The 17,834-nt window shown below is 36.3% G+C and carries 16 protein-coding genes; 7 read left to right on the top strand and 9 right to left on the bottom strand.

Annotated elements, in window-relative coordinates; genetic code table 11:
* Nucleotides 1–13: 13 nt before the first annotated feature.
* The 9 genes from WJN01_RS10785 to WJN01_RS10745 all read right to left on the bottom strand — a co-directional run bounded on the left by WJN01_RS10785 (nucleotide 14) and on the right by WJN01_RS10745 (nucleotide 8,658).
* Entirely contained in the window at nucleotides 14–1,024 is a 1,011-nt protein-coding gene (locus tag WJN01_RS10785; protein WP_445197171.1) for a rhodanese-like domain-containing protein, read from the bottom strand.
* Between the two features lie 28 nt (nucleotides 1,025–1,052).
* Complete coding sequence (locus WJN01_RS10780; RefSeq protein ID WP_445197170.1) at nucleotides 1,053–2,036, bottom strand: rhodanese-like domain-containing protein; 984 nt, start codon at nucleotides 2,034–2,036, stop codon at nucleotides 1,053–1,055.
* Between the two features lie 415 nt (nucleotides 2,037–2,451).
* The gene (locus WJN01_RS10775) at nucleotides 2,452–3,066 is read right to left on the bottom strand and encodes a rhodanese-like domain-containing protein (protein WP_445197169.1); all 615 of its coding nucleotides are present in this window, start codon (nucleotides 3,064–3,066) and stop codon (nucleotides 2,452–2,454) included.
* 20 nt (nucleotides 3,067–3,086) lie between these two features.
* Complete coding sequence (locus WJN01_RS10770; RefSeq protein WP_445197168.1) at nucleotides 3,087–3,749, bottom strand: rhodanese-like domain-containing protein; 663 nt, start codon at nucleotides 3,747–3,749, stop codon at nucleotides 3,087–3,089.
* Between the two features lie 11 nt (nucleotides 3,750–3,760).
* On the bottom strand, nucleotides 3,761–4,354 hold the full coding sequence (locus WJN01_RS10765) for a YeeE/YedE thiosulfate transporter family protein (protein ID WP_445197167.1): 594 nt from the start codon (nucleotides 4,352–4,354) through the stop codon (nucleotides 3,761–3,763).
* 20 nt (nucleotides 4,355–4,374) lie between these two features.
* The gene (locus WJN01_RS10760) at nucleotides 4,375–4,902 is read right to left on the bottom strand and encodes a YeeE/YedE thiosulfate transporter family protein (RefSeq protein ID WP_445197166.1); all 528 of its coding nucleotides are present in this window, start codon (nucleotides 4,900–4,902) and stop codon (nucleotides 4,375–4,377) included.
* A gap of 10 nt (nucleotides 4,903–4,912) precedes the next feature.
* On the bottom strand, nucleotides 4,913–5,872 hold the full coding sequence (gene nrfD / locus WJN01_RS10755) for an NrfD/PsrC family molybdoenzyme membrane anchor subunit (protein WP_445197165.1): 960 nt from the start codon (nucleotides 5,870–5,872) through the stop codon (nucleotides 4,913–4,915).
* Nucleotides 5,873–5,884: 12 nt separating this feature from the next.
* A complete protein-coding gene (locus tag WJN01_RS10750) occupies nucleotides 5,885–6,418 on the bottom strand; it encodes a 4Fe-4S dicluster domain-containing protein (RefSeq protein WP_445197164.1) in 534 nt (177 codons plus the stop codon).
* Entirely contained in the window at nucleotides 6,415–8,658 is a 2,244-nt protein-coding gene (locus WJN01_RS10745) for a molybdopterin-containing oxidoreductase family protein (protein ID WP_445197163.1), read from the bottom strand. Before WJN01_RS10745 ends, WJN01_RS10750 begins: the two co-directional genes overlap by 4 nt.
* Nucleotides 8,659–8,825: 167 nt before the next feature.
* On the opposite strand from WJN01_RS10745, the gene WJN01_RS10740 reads away from it, so the two are divergent.
* The 7 genes from WJN01_RS10740 to WJN01_RS10710 all read left to right on the top strand — a co-directional run bounded on the left by WJN01_RS10740 (nucleotide 8,826) and on the right by WJN01_RS10710 (nucleotide 17,780).
* On the top strand, nucleotides 8,826–10,718 hold the full coding sequence (locus WJN01_RS10740; RefSeq protein ID WP_445197162.1) for a hypothetical protein: 1,893 nt from the start codon (nucleotides 8,826–8,828) through the stop codon (nucleotides 10,716–10,718).
* 501 nt (nucleotides 10,719–11,219) lie between these two features.
* Nucleotides 11,220–11,825 (top strand): Crp/Fnr family transcriptional regulator, encoded by a 606-nt coding sequence (locus WJN01_RS10735; RefSeq protein WP_445197161.1) that lies wholly within the window; start codon nucleotides 11,220–11,222, stop codon nucleotides 11,823–11,825.
* A gap of 241 nt (nucleotides 11,826–12,066) precedes the next feature.
* Nucleotides 12,067–13,461, top strand: a complete 1,395-nt coding sequence (locus tag WJN01_RS10730) for a CmpA/NrtA family ABC transporter substrate-binding protein (protein WP_445197160.1) — start codon at nucleotides 12,067–12,069, stop codon at nucleotides 13,459–13,461.
* Between the two features lie 26 nt (nucleotides 13,462–13,487).
* Entirely contained in the window at nucleotides 13,488–14,594 is a 1,107-nt protein-coding gene (locus WJN01_RS10725) for an ABC transporter permease (RefSeq protein WP_445197159.1), read from the top strand.
* 21 nt (nucleotides 14,595–14,615) lie between these two features.
* The gene (locus WJN01_RS10720) at nucleotides 14,616–15,461 is read left to right on the top strand and encodes an ABC transporter ATP-binding protein (RefSeq protein WP_445197158.1); all 846 of its coding nucleotides are present in this window, start codon (nucleotides 14,616–14,618) and stop codon (nucleotides 15,459–15,461) included.
* 11 nt (nucleotides 15,462–15,472) lie between these two features.
* A complete protein-coding gene (locus tag WJN01_RS10715) occupies nucleotides 15,473–16,300 on the top strand; it encodes an ABC transporter ATP-binding protein (RefSeq protein WP_445197157.1) in 828 nt (275 codons plus the stop codon).
* A gap of 226 nt (nucleotides 16,301–16,526) precedes the next feature.
* The gene (locus WJN01_RS10710; RefSeq protein WP_445197156.1) at nucleotides 16,527–17,780 is read left to right on the top strand and encodes an alginate export family protein; all 1,254 of its coding nucleotides are present in this window, start codon (nucleotides 16,527–16,529) and stop codon (nucleotides 17,778–17,780) included.
* Nucleotides 17,781–17,834 lie beyond the last annotated feature (54 nt).

Below are 17,834 nucleotides of genomic sequence, written 5' to 3'. Positions count from 1 at the left end.
TGGGTTTTAGATATTAATTATCTGTTATTGGATAATTTTTAGGTACAGAGGCACTCCATTTGTTTGAAGACCATGCAGGATTACTGTTGTACAATCCGTTCATTCCAAATTTTAAGCTGTAAGCATCATATCCTAAAACTCTTAGACAAGCGGTGATAACTGCTGAAGTTTGACCAGTATAACAGTATGTAACTAATTTGGCGTTTGATGCAGGATTTAAAGCTAAATAGCTGTCGTCTCCTAATTTAAAAGGTAAAATTCTTTGGGCACCATTTATGTGTCCAAAAGCCAAATAATCGGTTTCACTAAAATAGTTGTTAATGAAGTATCCGCTTGGGTTTGCCAAAACATCAGAGCCATTAACACCTTGAAAACCTAGTGCTATCATCTCTTCAACTCTAGCTTTTAAAATGTCTTCACCGTTTGAAGATTGACTGGTTATTTCGGGATATTTGTATGTAACTACGGGAGGTGCGGCAGCATAGCTCCAATTAGAATTGCCCTCGGCAATATTGCCTGTTATGGCACCGTTCCATGCAGCTGCTGTATTTGGGTTCCATCCAGACATTCCCCATTTTAAGGCTTGGGTATGTGGGTAACCGTACATGCGCAATAATGCAGTTCCGTAACAAGCTGTTTGACCAGTGTAACAAATAATTAGTATTGGTTTTGACCCTGCTTTAGGTGCTTCGGTTAAAATATCTGCAAAAGCAACATTATTGGCTCCAGCCACGTGTCCTTGTGCAAAAACGTCGCTACTTCTAATGTCCATAATATAATATTTGCTTAAGAAAGCATCAACTTCACCTGCCGTTGCTGGTGGTGCTGCTACAAACTTTTCGCCAGATGAGTTGGTAAGAATCAAATCTATGTCTAGATTGTTTTCTACCATATAATCTGCCATAAGTTCAAATTTCGCTGTTGCTACCGCATCTTCAGATGGGTCATCACCTCTATCACAGGAGGTAAGTAAAAGTGTGGGAACTAAGAACAATCCTAAAACTAATAATGATAATTTTTTCATGACTTTATATTTAATCTGATTGATTTTGTTATTCTATTACTGGGTACATGTTAATTTCTTTTTTACTAAATGTATCCCATCCTTTTTCTTTCATTAGGTTGTTCATGAAGCTGTTTTCGCCATAGGCTAAGTTGCCTACGTCATATCCCAGTACGTTCAAATAGGCTACAGCATAAGCTGCTTTCTGACCTGTAGCATCATAAATCACTATTTTTTTGTCGACGGGAAGAGTGTATAAATCTGAAGACGATGTAAAAGAAGTGCTGGGATCATATTGAACAGCTGTAGGGATATGCCCAAAAGTGTATTTTTCTAAATCGTTATAATTAATGATGAAATAATTGTCTGGACTTTCAAACACATCTGAAGACTTAACGATATGGTCTTTATATGGGGTTTCGAAGTAGGTTTTCAATCTTGCATTTAAAATATCTTTAACTTCTAATTTGCCAGTATTTATTAATGGATGGTCACCTTCCATTGGTTTTGCATTCAAAGTAGTTTCCAATTTTGATGCATAGTCATTGTTAATGTTTTTGAGCCAAGAGTTTTCTGCAAAATCTTCTCTCCATGAGCTCATGCCCCATTTCATGCTGTAGACATTGTGATACCCTGCTATACGTAACAAGCTTACATAATAGGCGGCTGATTGTCCTGAATAACAGATAACAATTATTTTCTCGTAATCAGCAGGGATTATTTTATTTTCAAAATAGTTAAGTAAACTTTCGGCTGGTACATTGGTAGCATCTTTTATGTGACCATATTCAAACCAAGAATCTGTCCTAATATCTATTAAATGATAGTTTGGGTTTTTCATGTTTTTCTTAACCTCGTCTGCCTTTATTATGGGGAATACCCCATTAATAAAATTGTTGGTTTCCAAGAAATTCACGAGTATTTCAAATTCATCTGGTGGATTTGTCAATGTGTTCTTTTTATCGGTAAAACTGCTTAAGATTACAGTTGTAGCAAAAAGTATTGCAACTCCGGTAAAGGGTAATTTTTTCATGATATAATTATTTTAATTTCCAACAGTTTAGTTGTATTGTTAGGCATGAAATTATGCCACAGATGGAGTTATTTATATGACATTTATCAACTTATGCTAATACATATTGAGTATGTTCTGTAACATTTGTTACATTTTAAATTACTGAATAACAATATGTTGTGTATGAAATTTGTGCTTTTTAAAGTAGAGTGATTAAAGAGCAAAACTTATTTAAAACGGAAGTTGCTTTTTTTACGCTAATTTTAACTGAAGTGCCTATTTTTTTTGCAAAAAAAAAACGGCTTTATGAGATAGCCATAAAGCCGTTTTTAAAAGTTAATAACCGTTTTTTTAGCAGTTTAAAGGGTTTTTGCCTGCAGATATAAAATTATTCGCTTAATTCTTAATGGTTTGAAATGGACTAAAAGAAAGATTAACAACCTCCTTCAGGTGCTTTTTTCTTTTTCTTTTGCACAACAACAACTTTCTTTTTTATTGGTTTCACCACATTGACAGGAGTCTCTACTTTAGCGTTTTTTACAGATTCTTCTATGAATGATTTTATATCCTGTTTGGATTTTTCAACCTCAGTAGGACTTACAATCAGTTTATTTTGATAATAATCTAATTCTACAGGAAGTAATTTTATATTATCGAATCCTAATTGGTATAAAATTAAAAATGGAATATTAGCTTGTGCTGGTTTGTTTCCATAAATAACCGCTGTTTTGTTTGAGTTTTTTAATTCGGTTAAAAGAGCTTGGTTTTCTTCGGTAATAATATCAGATGAAGCCATGTTAATGGCATTTTCAATATGGCCTTTATCGTAATCGTATTGACTTCTAATATCAATTAACTTGAAGTTTTCTCTCTTGATTTCATTTACTGAAATGAAATAATCATTGGTTGTTAATTTCTCTAATGTGCTTTTAGTATTTAGGGCATATGTGTTTTTTGGTCTTTCAAATGTTAAAACTCCAATTAAAATAGCCAGGATAAATAGTGTAGAAGCTATAGATATGCGCTTTGTTTTTTCTAACTCTTTCATGATTTAAGGTATATTAAAAATTAACAACCACCTTCAACAGGACGTTTCTTTTTCTTTGCAACAGTTATTATTTTTTTTGGTGCTGGTTTAGATATGGCCATATCTTTTTCTACATTTTGATCTTGGTATGCCACTCCAAAAAACATGCTGGCAGCTTTTCGGGTGCTATATAGTTCAAAATCTTCGGCAGGCATATCTTCACTTGGTATTTTGGGGTTAATAATGGTGTTGAACCATTGGTTTAAACCACCTTTTAAAACACGTAGATTTTTATACCCCAATCTGTAGCACAAAATCCAAGCTTGGTCTGCATGGAAATTGTCATTTGAAAAGAACACCACATCAAATTGATCTTGATTTAGGTAGGGAGCTGAGTTATCGTCAAACAATTTTGCAAGCGGAATATTGATTGCATTTGGAAGTGTATAGTCGTTATAACTGGCTTCGTCTCTTACATCTACTAAGATGAATGAAGGATCCCGACTGATTAATTTATCTGAGATTTGATCGGTTGAAATATATCTTTCTGGGCTTATAGCATGATTTAACAAAGCTTCAGACTTTATGCCTTCTTGTTTTTGGTACTTTGGAAGCAAAACAAGTCCGCCAGCAAGTACTACTAAAATGGCTGCCATTATTTTATATCTAAACGATAAGACTTTGGCGATTTTCTTTTTATCCATTATACCTTATTTTATTCGTAAAAGACTTTTTTTACTTTCTTTCTTACTATATCTGCCACTACAAATGCCACAATTGCAATTATGGCAAAAATGAAAATAACCCAATATGGATTCCAACCAAAGGAGTCCATTAAAGTAATGTTACCTAGGTAATAGCCCTCGTATATAGGTTGAAAAATTGTGTAGAGTTCAGAAAATAAGAAAACACCAACCATAATACCGCCTACATAAATCCATGCATCGAGTTTGCCAATGGCTACGGCACATAAACTTGTGCCTGGGCAAAAACCACCAGCTACAAAACCAACCCCCATGATTACGCCTCCAATGATTGCGCCCCATAAATACGTTGGATGGACATATAATTGAGAAATATTTAAATATCCGAGGTAATCCATATAATAAATACCAATTACAGATACTGCTGCAGCAGTAAAAAATACTTTTAAAACTGCAAAGTCGTAGCCATAAAAAACACCGGCAAGTTTTCTCGAAGAAGAAAAGCCCGAAGCTTCCAACACAAATCCAAAAACAATACCAATAAGTATGGCTATTATGCTGTCCCATTCAATAGGAATTATATCGTTAGGAATTAAAGGTCCCATAATTTTATTTTTTTAATATTTTAAATCCAATTTTTTCTAAAGAAATACGCTACCGCATAAGCTGACCCAAAAATGGCCAACATAGTTATAAAGCCTCCAAACGAAAGTACCGCCATACCACTTAAAGCGGCACCACTTGTACAGCCTCTTGCTATTTGTGCCCCAAGGCCAAACAAAACACCTCCTGCAAGCGCAAAGATTAATCGGCGTTTTTTTGTTATTTTGGGAGAATGTTGCACGCGCCATCTAATCCTTCCACTTAAGCTTCCAGAAATAAAGGCTCCAATTAAAACTCCTAGAGCTTCAAAAACTAACCATGTGTTCATTGGAGAGTCATCTTGTTTAATAAATTTACTATAATAGGCATTGTTTTCAGCATGGGTTGGTGCCACTTGGTCAACCAAACTAACTACACTGCTTTTCATTGCACCACTAGCGCCTAAGCCTCTACCTGTAAGATAGAAAGTGAATATGATAATAATGCCCAATAAAAATCCACCAAAATATGGGTTCCAGTAAATATGTGAGTTTTTATTTTTAGTTTTCATTTGTAAGTATTTAATAAAGATATCGTGTTAATTGACCAGCTTCAACCATAATAAACCTGAATATGAGTCCGCCAATAATTACCAAAATGGCAGGAACAACAACAGGAACCTTAAACCCGAGTAATTCTATAGCTTCCAATATGGCGGGAACCAAAAGCCCGAGTAAAATTACAAAACCGAAAAACATAAGGGTAAATTCGCCACCAACTAGAAGTTCCATAGCTTCGAGGTGTACCTGCGAACCTGCATGATACCCCATAATCATATGGATAATTAATGCAATTTCAATAACTATTAAGGCCAAATCTATTTTACTGAACATATGACGTTCTTTAATATTTTTTGATAGTAAAATAATGGCTGCTGCACCGGTTGATAATCCTGAAGTTAAAAATAAAGGGCCAAGAATGGCATTGTTCCACAAAGGCCTAGCATTGAAAGCCGATAATAAAATACCTGTGTAAACTCCTAGTATAATAGACAAAGGGATTAATGTATAAGCAATATATAATCTATTGGAAATGATAAACTTTTCAAATTTGTCTAAAAACTTCAGTTTTTTAAACACGTTAAGTTTTGCTTCTATTTTTGGAAAAGCATCTCTGTAAAAACTAAACGTCCATAAAAACGATAGTGGTGTGGTAATTAATAAAACCCAAGCACCCCAGGACATTGGAGATTCTATTCTAAATGTGGTGTACAATTGCCAGGTATATAGTGGGTGTGTTAAATCGTAAACTAAGGCCAATAAACCAATAGTTAAAGCAATTGGAGGTACAATGGTTGCCACTTTTACAGCAGCAGGATATTCGTTTTCTTTTCCTAAGATGTAGAATAAAGCTGCAAAAAACAAGATGCCTGCAGCAAGACCACCCAAGAACAAGTATAATGATATAGGCCAATGCCATATCTGCAATGAGGGGTCAATATTAGGAATATTTCTTCCGCTGGTAAATAATTCTTCTTGCATAATAACAATACTTTAAATTAAGTAGAACACATGAGGTTTAGTTCCTGCTTCTGGAGCTAAAGTTTTATATTTTCTGTTTTTTAATAGTTGTGAAACTTCACTGTTTGGGTCATCTAGATCTCCAAAATACATACATTTTGTAGGACATACCGACACACATGCAGGAAGCTGGCCTTTTTCTAGTCTATGATGGCAGAATGTGCATTTATCAACATACCCATCGGGGTGTTGGTAGCGCGCATCGTAAGGGCAGGATTCTATACAAGCGCCACAGCCAATACATTCGTTTGCCGTTACTAAAACAATGCCTCCTTCTACAATATGGCTTGCACCAGTTGGGCAGCATCTTACGCAAGGTGCGTTGTCGCAATGGTTACAGCGTTCAGATCTTAATTCTAGTTCTATGTTAGGGTAGGTGCCGCTCACTGCCTCGGTTATCCAGTCTCTACAAAATCCATGCGGCACATTGTTTTCTGTTTGACAAGCCACAACACAATCGCTACATCCAACACATTTTAATGTGTCTATTACCATTGCATATCTCATATCTCTGAATTTTTATATGGATTTTCGGTTAAAATTGAAACAAAATTGCCTCTGAGGCCTGTGCCTCCCATAAGAGGATCGACAACGGTTTTTGAAATTAAATCGGTATCACTTGCACCTTTACCAAAGGCTCTTGACAATTTTTTGTTGTTATGTCCGAAACCATGGTACATATACACGGAATCCCAACGAATTCTTTCGGTTACCCTTACTTTTATTGAAAAAGTTGAAAGCACACCATTCTGGTTTTTAAGCCATACCTTTTGGTCTTTTTTCAGTCCTAAAATTCTAGCAACTTTTGGGTTTACCCAAAGAGTGTTTTCGCTTTTTAAGTCACTTAAGTTGGGATTGTTTATTGTACGGCTAAACGTGTGCATAGGTGACCTACCATAATTTAACCTATAAAAACCTTGTGGGGGTTCTGGATGAGGTGTGTAAACAGGTATAGGGTCAAAACCTTTATCGGCCAGCTGCTGTGAGTACAATTCTATTTTTCCACTAGGTGTGTAAAATTGATACTCTTGCCCTTCTTTTAAGAATAATGGTCCTGATTTTCTTTCAAAGTTTTTAACACCAATTTTTTTCATTTCGTCTAGAGACGTTCCAAGTTTGTTAAGTTGCCATTCTATAACTTCCTCAAAATCATCATAGTTAAAATAATCTCCCAAACCAAGGCGTTCGCCAATTTGTTTGCTTATCCACCAAGCTGGTTTTGAATTGTATTTAGGTTTTACAGCTGGAATTCTCACAGCAATTGATGGTGTTCTATTGGTTGCAGAACGAATGCCGTCGTAACGCTCTAAATATGTGCATTCTGGTAAAACAACATCTGCATAACCGGTAATTTCCATAGGCATGGTGTCTATAACTACTAAGAAATCAAGGGCATTTATAGCTTCAATGGTTTTTTCTCGTTGTGGTAACGTGTTTATTAAGTTTGTTCCTGCTACCATCCAAGCTTTAATAGGGTATTCTGTATGGTCTTTTTCTAAAGTAGCATTAATAATTTCCGAAGTAATGCCCATTTCTGCAAAGGGATATTTTTCACCCAAATTATGCCATCCCCATTTTGGTTCTGGATATGTCGGATGCGGGAATTTGGGAATATTGATTTTTTCTTTAAAATAGAAGCCACCTCTATTTCCCCAAGACCCTAAAATACCATTCAAGATAGCAATTGCTCTAGAGCGTTGTGAATCGTCTCCATACCACACTACATGGCGCCCTGGATGAACAATCACCGAAGGGGCGGCAGCAGCCATAATACGTGCAGTTTTTCTAATTTCTTCAGGCTTTATAGTTGTAATGCCATAAGCCCATTCTGGTGTATATGGTTTTACGTTTGCTTTTAGGGCATTAAACCCTGTGGTATATTTTTCAACATATTCCTTGTTGTATATTCCTTCTTCAATTAAAACATGCATCCAAGAAAGGAGTAGCGCAATATCGGTTGCTGGTTTTATAGGCAACCAGTGTTTAGATTTGCTGGCAGCGGTTGAGAATCTCGGGTCTACCGTAATAATGGTAGCTCCGTTATCAATAGCATCTGACATTTCTTGTACTTGTGAGTTGTGCATATTCTCACCAATATGGGAACCAATAAGCACTAAACATTTAGTATCTCTAATATCGGTGGGTTCTGGTGAACCGACCCAAGAACCAAAGGTCAATCCAAAACCAGTTTCTCTTGGTCCTCTACATTGTGCATAGGCAGGTTCTGCAATGGTATCAGAGCCATATGCTTTGAAAAGGTGTTCTAAATGACTTCCTGGTGAACCATGTTTCAACAGTGCAAACGATTCAGGCCCGTATTTTTCTTTTACTTCCTTAAATTTTGAAGCTATTAAATCTAATGCTTCTTCCCAACTGGCTTCTCTGTAGGTTTCTTCACCATCAACAATGGTTCTAATTAAAGGTGTTTTTAATCGGTCTTCGTCACTGTACATACCAACACCGCCTGTTCCTCTTGGGCAAAGGCGACCATTACAGTGTGCATCGTCATCATTACCAATAATCTTTTTAATATCTCCCGCTTCGTCTGTGTATGCCCAAGCGGCGCACTTCCAAAAACATACTTCACAATATGTGGCAGACCTTGCAAGTTTTTTGGCAACATTATCTTTTACAGCAGCATCCAAAATAGGGTTCGCTCCAAACAACTTATAGGTTGTTGAAGCTGTTACCAAACCTCCTAATCCTAAGGCAGAAATTTTTATAAATTTTCGTCTAGAAGTGACCATAATTCTAATAGTTTATCAGGTGTAAATATAGATGTAAATAGTCTTTGTGATTATGATAAAAGTCATGTTATCAATGTTTTATATGTAACAAATGTTACATAAGGTTTAATGTTGGTGTATTCATCAAGTTTTTTTAAAATATTGTAAATTTGAGCAATTGCTTGGTAATGAAGAACAAGACCTATTTTAAAGGAATTTTTATATTCGGGTTATTGCTGTTTGCAATACTTTTTGTTTTGAGACATAAAGATTTTTTTAAAAGCAAAACTATCTATGAGGACGGCAGGTCTTTTAATGAAATATCTAATGCCGAATCTTGTTTTGCCTGCCATAAATTAACAAAGGGGTTTTCTGATTACCACAACCCTAAAATTATAGGTTGTGCTAGTTGCCATTTAGGAAATACTGGGTCTTTGAATAAAGATGAAGCCCATAAGGGTATGGTTTTAATTCCCGGAAATTTATCAGATGCTGAAGATACTTGTGGAAAATGTCACCCACTTGAATTGGAAAAGATTAACAAGTCGTTAATGACAACCAACAGCGGTATTGTAGCAGTTGATAAATTTGTGTTTGGAGAGTCCGATACGCCTAACCATGAATACCATATCAGGGATATAAACTATTCTCCCTCAGAAAAGCATATAAGGGATTTATGTGCCAATTGCCATCTTGGAGCCGAAAAAACAAACTACGGACCTATAACCCAACTAAGTCGAGGTGGTGGTTGTAATGCATGCCATTTAAATTATTCAAATGAATCAAAAGAAGACTTGAACAATTATTTAACTTCGAATAAAAAGAAACTTCCAGCATTTCATCCTTCAACAAATATATTCGTGAACGACACCCATTGTTTTGGTTGCCATAGTAGGTCTAGTCGAATTTCAACAAATTATATGGGATTGCAAGAGACTTTATTATCTGCTGATGAGGTTAAAAACAAAAAGGATTTTAAGGTTTTGGAAGATGAAAGAGTCTACAAATATATAGATGAAGATGTTCACCATGCCAAAGGGCTACTGTGTGTAGATTGCCATTCTTCTCATGAAGTCATGGGTGATGGAAAAACCTATTTGCATGCAGAGCAAGCTGTGAAAATACAATGCACCGATTGCCATTTTAAAAACAAACCCAATACTATACCGTTTGATTCTTTAGATAGGGAAAGTGAATTGGTGTTTTTGCATCGCAATTATAAGCATGGTGATAAAGAGATACTGGTTGTTAAAAAAGATAAACATCCGTTGGTAAATACCTTTGTAGATTCTATAGGAAATGCTTTTTTAATTGGAAAAAAAGATGGTAAACTTCATAATATTAAACAGCAGTCTTTGGTTTGCTCTCGTGATAATGCCCATAAAAATGTAAGCTGTTCCAGTTGCCATGCCTCTTGGGCACCGCGTTGTATAGGTTGCCATAATCAGTTTGATAAAGATGAACCGGAGGCTTACGATTTATTGGACAAAAAATATGTAAGAGGCCAATGGAAGGAATATGTTGCTGAATTTTCATCATCCCAACCAGCATTGGGGGTTCGTGAAAATAAGGAAGATAAAACTATTGAGCCAGCCATTCCTGGTATGATTTTAACTATTGACAAAGGCAGTTATAGCAATAAAGAAATAGGTGAAGATGTGTCTTTCCATAGATTATACGCACCAAATTCACCACACACCATTGCTAAAAGTGTACGCGATTGTAAATCTTGCCATGCCAATGCCGCTACATTAGGTTATGGTAACGGGACGTTGGCGTATGAATTTAAAAATAATAAAGGCCACTGGGTTTTTACACCAGAATATGCTTTGAATGAGAATGATAACTTACCCGAAGACGCGTGGATTCCTTTCTTAAAAAATGAAAATAAGACTTTGGTTAAATCAACCAGAACCAATTTTAGACCATTTAATGTTAAAGAGCAAAAGCGCATATTATTGATTGGTTCTTGTTTGCAGTGCCATAAAGACAACTCTAATGTCATGAGGCAAGCGTTGGATGTGGGCTTGAACCCGATGCTTGAGAAATTGAGTAAAAGCTGTGTTCTTCCAGAATATTAAGGAGTTTTTATTAAATAATAAAAAGAATTTAACTTCTTGAATCCGATATTTCTTCATTTTATCAAGATGATAAAGGTTATTAAAATGCCAGTTTTCAAATGCTGATTTTAGATATATTTCGGAAAGTAACAATTTATACTTCATGGTAGGTTTTACCATCTTTTTTATATTCATCCGAAGGAAAATGAATTGGAATTAGCAATTAAATAAATTTTATCCCCAAGAAATATTTTTTTGATAATACTTAGAGGTGTATTTGTTAAAATGACAAAAATAAGTATTTAACGTACAAAATTAAGTATTAATACTTATATTTGAATCGTTATATCATTCTAGATTAATAATTTTTTGCAAACTACCTATTATAATACCGTTTCTACAACAACAAGAAAACGCTTTTCTCAGGACGTTGGATGTATTTCTTGCGAAAACCATAATTGTTTAATAAAACGAAATTTAAGTTCCTTAGAAAATAGCGAGATTAACATCGAAAAGAGCAACTTGAGATGTAAAAAAGGTCAGCAATTCATTATTGAGGGCGCACCGGTAAATGGTTTGTTCTTTGTTTTGAAAGGAAAGGTGAAGGTGTTTAGAACCGGTATTATTGGTAGGGAGCAAATTGTGCGTTTTGCCACGGCAGGAGAGATTATTGGCCACAGAGGCTTTGGAACGGAAGAGTACTATTCCATTGGAGCGATAGCTCTAGAGGAGACCGTTTTGTGCTATTTCTCAAAAAATGACTTGCAGGACATATTGCAAGCTAACCCAAAGTTTGCTTACGACATGATGCTTTTTTATGCGAATGAACTCAACCGAAGTGAGTCTAAAGTTAAATCTATTTCACAAATGACTGTACGCGAGCGGGTAATAGACACGCTATTGTATATCAACAAAAAGTTTGGCAGCAATAAAGGCTTTTTAGATGTGCCGCTAAGTAGACGAGAATATGCTGAATATGCTGGCACCACTGAAGAGCAGGTGATACGTATTTTTTCAGCATTAAAAAAGGAGAATTTCATTATTTCAAAAGGAAAGAAAATAGGGATTAACGATATCCAACTTCTAAAAAATGAAATCAGCGAGCACAATTTTTATTTAGATAGTTAATACTTTTTAATACACTTTACCAACTATTCTTTAAGCCATACGTATTTGGTACGTATGGTTTTTTGTTTGTTAAACATCAGTTTTTCAATGATTTATTATTAAAACCTGTTTTTTAGCAGGTTTATTTATGTTATAAAAAGTGGTGTTTATATGGTTATAATCATAAATTAGAAATATAACTACGTATATATTTGTCGAAAAATAAGTATTACTACTTAATTAAAACTAAAAATCGATAAATATGAAATCTCTAATTAAAAGAACAACTTGGATTTTACCCGTAGCTATCTTACTATTTGCTTGCGGTGGTAAAGAAAAAAAGAAAGATGTAGCAGAAAGCGTTGTGGCTGAAACTTCAAAAACTAAAACTTTGGACATTGAGAAACCACAATTAACTTTTGGATTCATCAAACTGACTGATATGGCACCTTTGGCCATTGCAAAAGAAAAAGGATTTTTTGAAGATGAAGGTTTGTTTGTTTCCGTTGAGGCTCAATCAAACTGGAAAAATGTATTGGATCGTGTCATTGATGGTCAGTTGGATGGCTCGCACATGTTGGCTGGGCAGCCTATTGCAGCTGGAGCTGGTTTTGGCCGTCAGGCAGAATTGGTTACACCTTTTTCTATGGATTTAAATGGTAATGGTATAACCGTTTCCAACGATGTTTGGTCGAAAATGAAACCTAATGTACCAACAGGGGAAGATGGAAAACCTATTCACCCAATTAAAGCAGAGGCTTTAAAACCTGTAATTAAAGAGTATAAAAATAGTGGTAAGGCCTTCAAAATGGGGATGGTGTTCCCAGTGTCTACACACAACTATGAAATCAGATATTGGTTAGCTGCAGCTGGAATCCATCCTGGAATGTACACAGCTGAAAATGTTCAAGGACAAATTGATGCCGAAGTTTTATTATCAGTTACGCCTCCACCACAAATGCCAGCAACTCTTGAAGCTGGAACTATTTATGGCTACTGTGTAGGTGAGCCATGGAACCAACAAGCGGTTTTTAAAGGTATTGGTGTGCCAGTAACTACAAACTACGACATCTGGAAAAACAATCCGGAGAAAGTATTTGTAATGACAAAAAAGTTTGTTGAAGAAAACCCAAACACTGCCGTAGCTGTAACTAAAGCATTGATAAGAGCAGGTAAATGGTTGGATGAACCAGGAAATAGAGCGGAAGCTGTTAAAATACTTTCAATGTCACAATATGTTGGTGCTGATGAAGCAGTATTAGCAAACTCAATGACAGGTACTTTTGAATTTGAAAAAGGTGATAAACGCGACATGTCAGACTTTAATGTGTTCTACAAGTACAACGCAACATATCCATTCTATTCTGATGGTATTTGGTTCTTAACTCAAATGCGTAGATGGGGACAAATTCCTGAAACTAAACCAGCAGACTGGTACGCAGAAACCATTAAGGACATTTACAGACCAGATATCTGGACCAAAGCTGCAAAACTATTGGTTGAGGAAGGTAACATTCCTGCTAGCGATATTCCATTAACAGATGGTTACAAAGCTCCGACATCGGATTTCATAGACGGCACAACGTATGATGCCAAAGATCCTATAGCATATATCAACAGCTTTAAAATAGGCAACAAGGACAAGGCTGTTCAATAAGTATTAAAGAGAATAAATAATAAGTCATGAAGCAAAGTATAACATTAGGAAAAGTAACCAAATTTATAGGGTTAGGTTTTTTAACCTCCATAAAAGATCTGTTTACAGGGAAGCTGGAAAAGGAAGATTTTAAAAATTTCTTGCGAAAAGTAGTCGTACCAATTGCTTCCGTGCTATTATTCTTAGGTCTGTGGCACTTAGGTGCAAGGTCTTTGTACAATGTAGAAGCAGGATTTAAAATTGAAAAAGCACTTACGGACCAAGGTCCAGCGGCTGCCGATGCTATGCGCGCATGTATAGCATCGGGAGACGTAAGTTGCCAACCAAATACACTACCATCTCCGGCTAAAGTTTGGGAATCTTTTCAGTCTTTATTAAGAGATCACAGCATTATTGCGGCTGATAAAGAAGCCTTTATTGAAAAAACAGCTTCTTTAAATGAAAAAAGGGTAGCAGAAGGTAAGGATCCGATAGTTTACACAGGCAGGCCTTCATTTGTTGATCAAATATTTAGAAGCTTAAAAACGGTATTTGCGGGATTTTTATTGGCATTTATAATAGCCGTTCCGCTAGGTATTTTTATCGGGTTGAGTACAACTTTAAAGAGTGCGTTTAATTGGTTTATTCAAATTTTCAAACCAGTATCGCCGGTAGTTTGGTACTTGTTGGTTTTTATGATTGTAAAAACTTTGCTCATCGATTCTAGCGAGGATAGCTCATTTACTATTTCGTTCATTAGTGTAGGCTTGTGTTCTATGTGGGCTACTCTAGTAAATACGGCTATGGGGGTGTCTTCCGTAGATAAAGATTATATAAATGTGGCAAAAGTATTGAAGCTTGGGCCGTTCCAAAAAATATTCAAAGTGGTATTGCCATCATCTTTACCGTTGATATTTACTGGATTGAAAATTACTTTATCAGTGGCTTGGATGGTATTAATTGCCATTGAACTATTGGCACAAAGTCCAGGTTTAGGGTTATTTGTTTGGGAAGAGTTCCAAAATGGAGCGAACGATTCCAACGCGAAAATTATCGTGGCTATGTTCGTCATCGGTATTATCGGGTTCTTGTTGGATCGATTGATGTTAACCATACAAAACGCCATTTCGTTTGATAAAACGGATGCGATATAATTAACCTATCAACTCAGAAGAATGGCATACTTAGAATTAAAAAATATTTGCAAAACTTACGGAAAGGATGATAATGCCACCGAGGTGTTGTCCAACATTAACTTGTCGATTGAAGAAGGTGAGTTTGTGGCCATAGTAGGTTTTACAGGTAGTGGAAAAACCACTTTGGTAAACTTGATAAACGGGTTGTTGCAACCCACAAAAGGAGAGGTTTTGTTTAAAGGCCAACCGGTTTTGGGTACTAGCCATGAGCGCGGCGTAATTTTTCAAAACTACTCGTTGTTGCCATGGCTAACAGTAGGACAAAACGTTTACATGGCAGTTAAGGAGGCCTTTCCGAAGAAAAACAAAAAGGAATTGAATGAACTGGTTGCCGAGTACGTGGAAATGGTGAATTTAACGCCGGCAATAAATAAACGTCCCAAGGAACTTTCCGGAGGTATGCGCCAGCGTGTTGCCGTTGCAAGGGCATTGGCGATGAAGCCTGAAATGATAATTATGGATGAGCCTTTAGGCGCTTTGGATGCTTTGACTAGAGGAAATCTTCAAGATGAAATTTTAAGAATTTGGGGAAAAGACAAACGCACAGCGCTGTTGATTACCAATGATGTGGATGAGGGCATTTATATGGCGGATAGAATCATTCCATTGCGCCCGGGGCCAAGAGCCACTTTGGGACCTGAGTTCAAAATTGATATTGAGCGTCCACGAGATAAGACAGAATTAAATGACAACGCCAATTTCAAGAAGACAAGAAATGCCATAATAGAATACTTGATGGACATAGGAAATGAACGCAAATCTGCGGAACAAGCTGTTTATGAACTCCCTGATTTGAGTCCGAAGGATTTTGTTAATCAATTTTAAAGACACTGCAGATGAAAATCTTAACAAAAAATAAATCAGTCAAATTAACGGACAATGGGCTTTTTCCAGAATCCAATGTCATGTTGGATTTGAAAAACCTAAAGAAAGTGTACCCAACGCCCAAAGGGGATTACACAGTATTGGAAGATTTGAATCTTCAAATAATGAAAGAGGAGTTTGTTACCATTATTGGTCATTCTGGTTGTGGTAAAACCACTATGCTCTCAATGATTGCGGGACTTAACGCTATATCAGGAGGAAACATTTCTGTTTTGGGAAAACACATAAAAGGACCAGGGCCAGATAGAGGGGTCATTTTTCAGGCACCGAGTTTAATGCCTTGGATGACTTCACTTCAAAATGTTCTGCTAGGTGTAAATCAAGTATTTCCTGATGCTACCAAAACACAACGACATGATATTGCCAAATACTACCTTCAAAAAGTAGGGTTGGAGGATGCTTTCAACAAAAGAGCTTCTGAATTGTCACAAGGTATGCAACAGCGGGTTGGTATCGCAAGGGCATTTGCCATAAAACCCAAAGTGCTTCTGTTGGACGAACCATTTGGAATGTTAGATTCTTTGACCCGAGGTGAACTTCAAGATATTCTCATTGAAATATGGAACAAAGAAAAAATCACTGCTGTTATGATTACACATGATGTAGATGAGGCCATCTTTTTGGCAGACCGCGTTGTAATGATGACCAGTGGGCCAAAAGCAAAAATTGGTGATGTTCTAAAGATAGATTTTGAAAGGCCAAGAACAAGAAAAGCCGTTTTAGAACATGACGATTACTACAAATACAGAAAACATTTAATTGACTTTTTAGAGCATTAATTTAAAAGAAACCCTCAAGGTTATGCCTTGAGGTACAAATGGAATTGTCATTCCCGTGAAGACGGGAATCATAAATAAAATCAAGAAAAATATAATATTTAAAACGATTATGAAACCATAGAATTTTCATAATTACAGGAGATTTACAACCCTATTTAACACAAAAAGAAGAATTAATAACTAAAACAATAACTCAAAAACAAATCAACTTAAAAACAAGGAAAACATGAAAAAACAATATTTGATTTTAGGATTTTTACTGGGGTGCTTACAATTTGCACAAGCACAGTTTACTTTAGACGGAGAATTTAGACCACGAACAGAATATCTTAATGGGTTTGGTACTTTAATACCTGATTCGGCTGAGCCTGACTTCTTTACAGTAACAAGAGCCAGGTTAAACGCAGGATATTCTACGGAGTCATATAAGGTTTATCTTAGCGTTCAGGACATTCTACTTTGGGGAGAAAACCCTCAAATAATTCACACCGATCAAAATAATAGATTCGACCTGTTCCAAGCTTGGGCAGAACTTTCTTTAGGAGGAGGTTGGTCAACAAAATTAGGTCGACAAGTATTGTCGTACGATGATCAAAGGATATTGGGTGGCCTAGATTGGGCGCAACAAGGGCGTAATCATGATGCGGCATTGATCAAGTATTCAAAAGATGGCTTTGCATTGGATTTTGCATTGGCTTTTAACCAGGATAATATTGGAGCGCCTGGAAATCTATATTCAACAACACCTCTTTTTTCATACAAAACAATGCAAATGCTTCACTTGAACAAGAAGTTCAGCACGTCCTTTAGCGGTAGCTTATTAGCAATGAACACAGGGTACCAAAATGGAACGCCTGGAGTTTCAAATTTGCAGACTATAGGTACACACTTAAAATACAATAAAGGGTCATTCGGGCTGGCTGCAAATGCATTCATCCAAACAGGTGAAAGACAAGGTGGCGTTGAGGTAAAGGGCGCTTATGATGTAAGTTTAGATTTATCATTTAAAGCATCTGATAAAGTTGGTTTGGGTGCTGGTGTTGAAGTATTAAGTGGAAACGATGCAGGCGCAGGTGAAACAGGTGCATTTTTCCCATTGTACGGAACAAATCACAAGTTTAATGGTTTCATGGATTACTTCTATGTGGGTAACCATGGTAACACTGTTGGACTCGTAGACATACATGCAAGTGCCAATTTCAAATTGGGAGAAAAATCAAGCCTTATGGTTCAGGCATTAAACTTTAGAGGCGAACAGGAATTACCAAGTGGGGAAAAATCTTTGGGTACCGAAGTAGATTTGGTTTTCAAAAAGACGTTCAACGGAGGCTATACTTTGGTGCTCGGATATTCCCAAATGTTTGCTAGCGATGGCATGTACGAACTTAAAGGTGTTACAGAAGCCGCAGCTGCAGATATCCAAAACTGGGGTTGGGCCATGCTAGTGATCAAACCAAAATTTTTAAACACTGCCAACTAAAAGAAGATCATCAATTAATGTATAATTGGAAATAGTATTTTCATTTTAGTGTTA

Source organism: Tamlana sedimenti, assembly GCF_038148895.1.
Taxonomy (GTDB): Bacteria; Bacteroidota; Bacteroidia; order Flavobacteriales; family Flavobacteriaceae; genus Tamlana.
The sequence above is the reverse complement of the archived record's forward strand: the minus strand, read 5'-3'. Positions and strand labels throughout refer to the sequence as shown.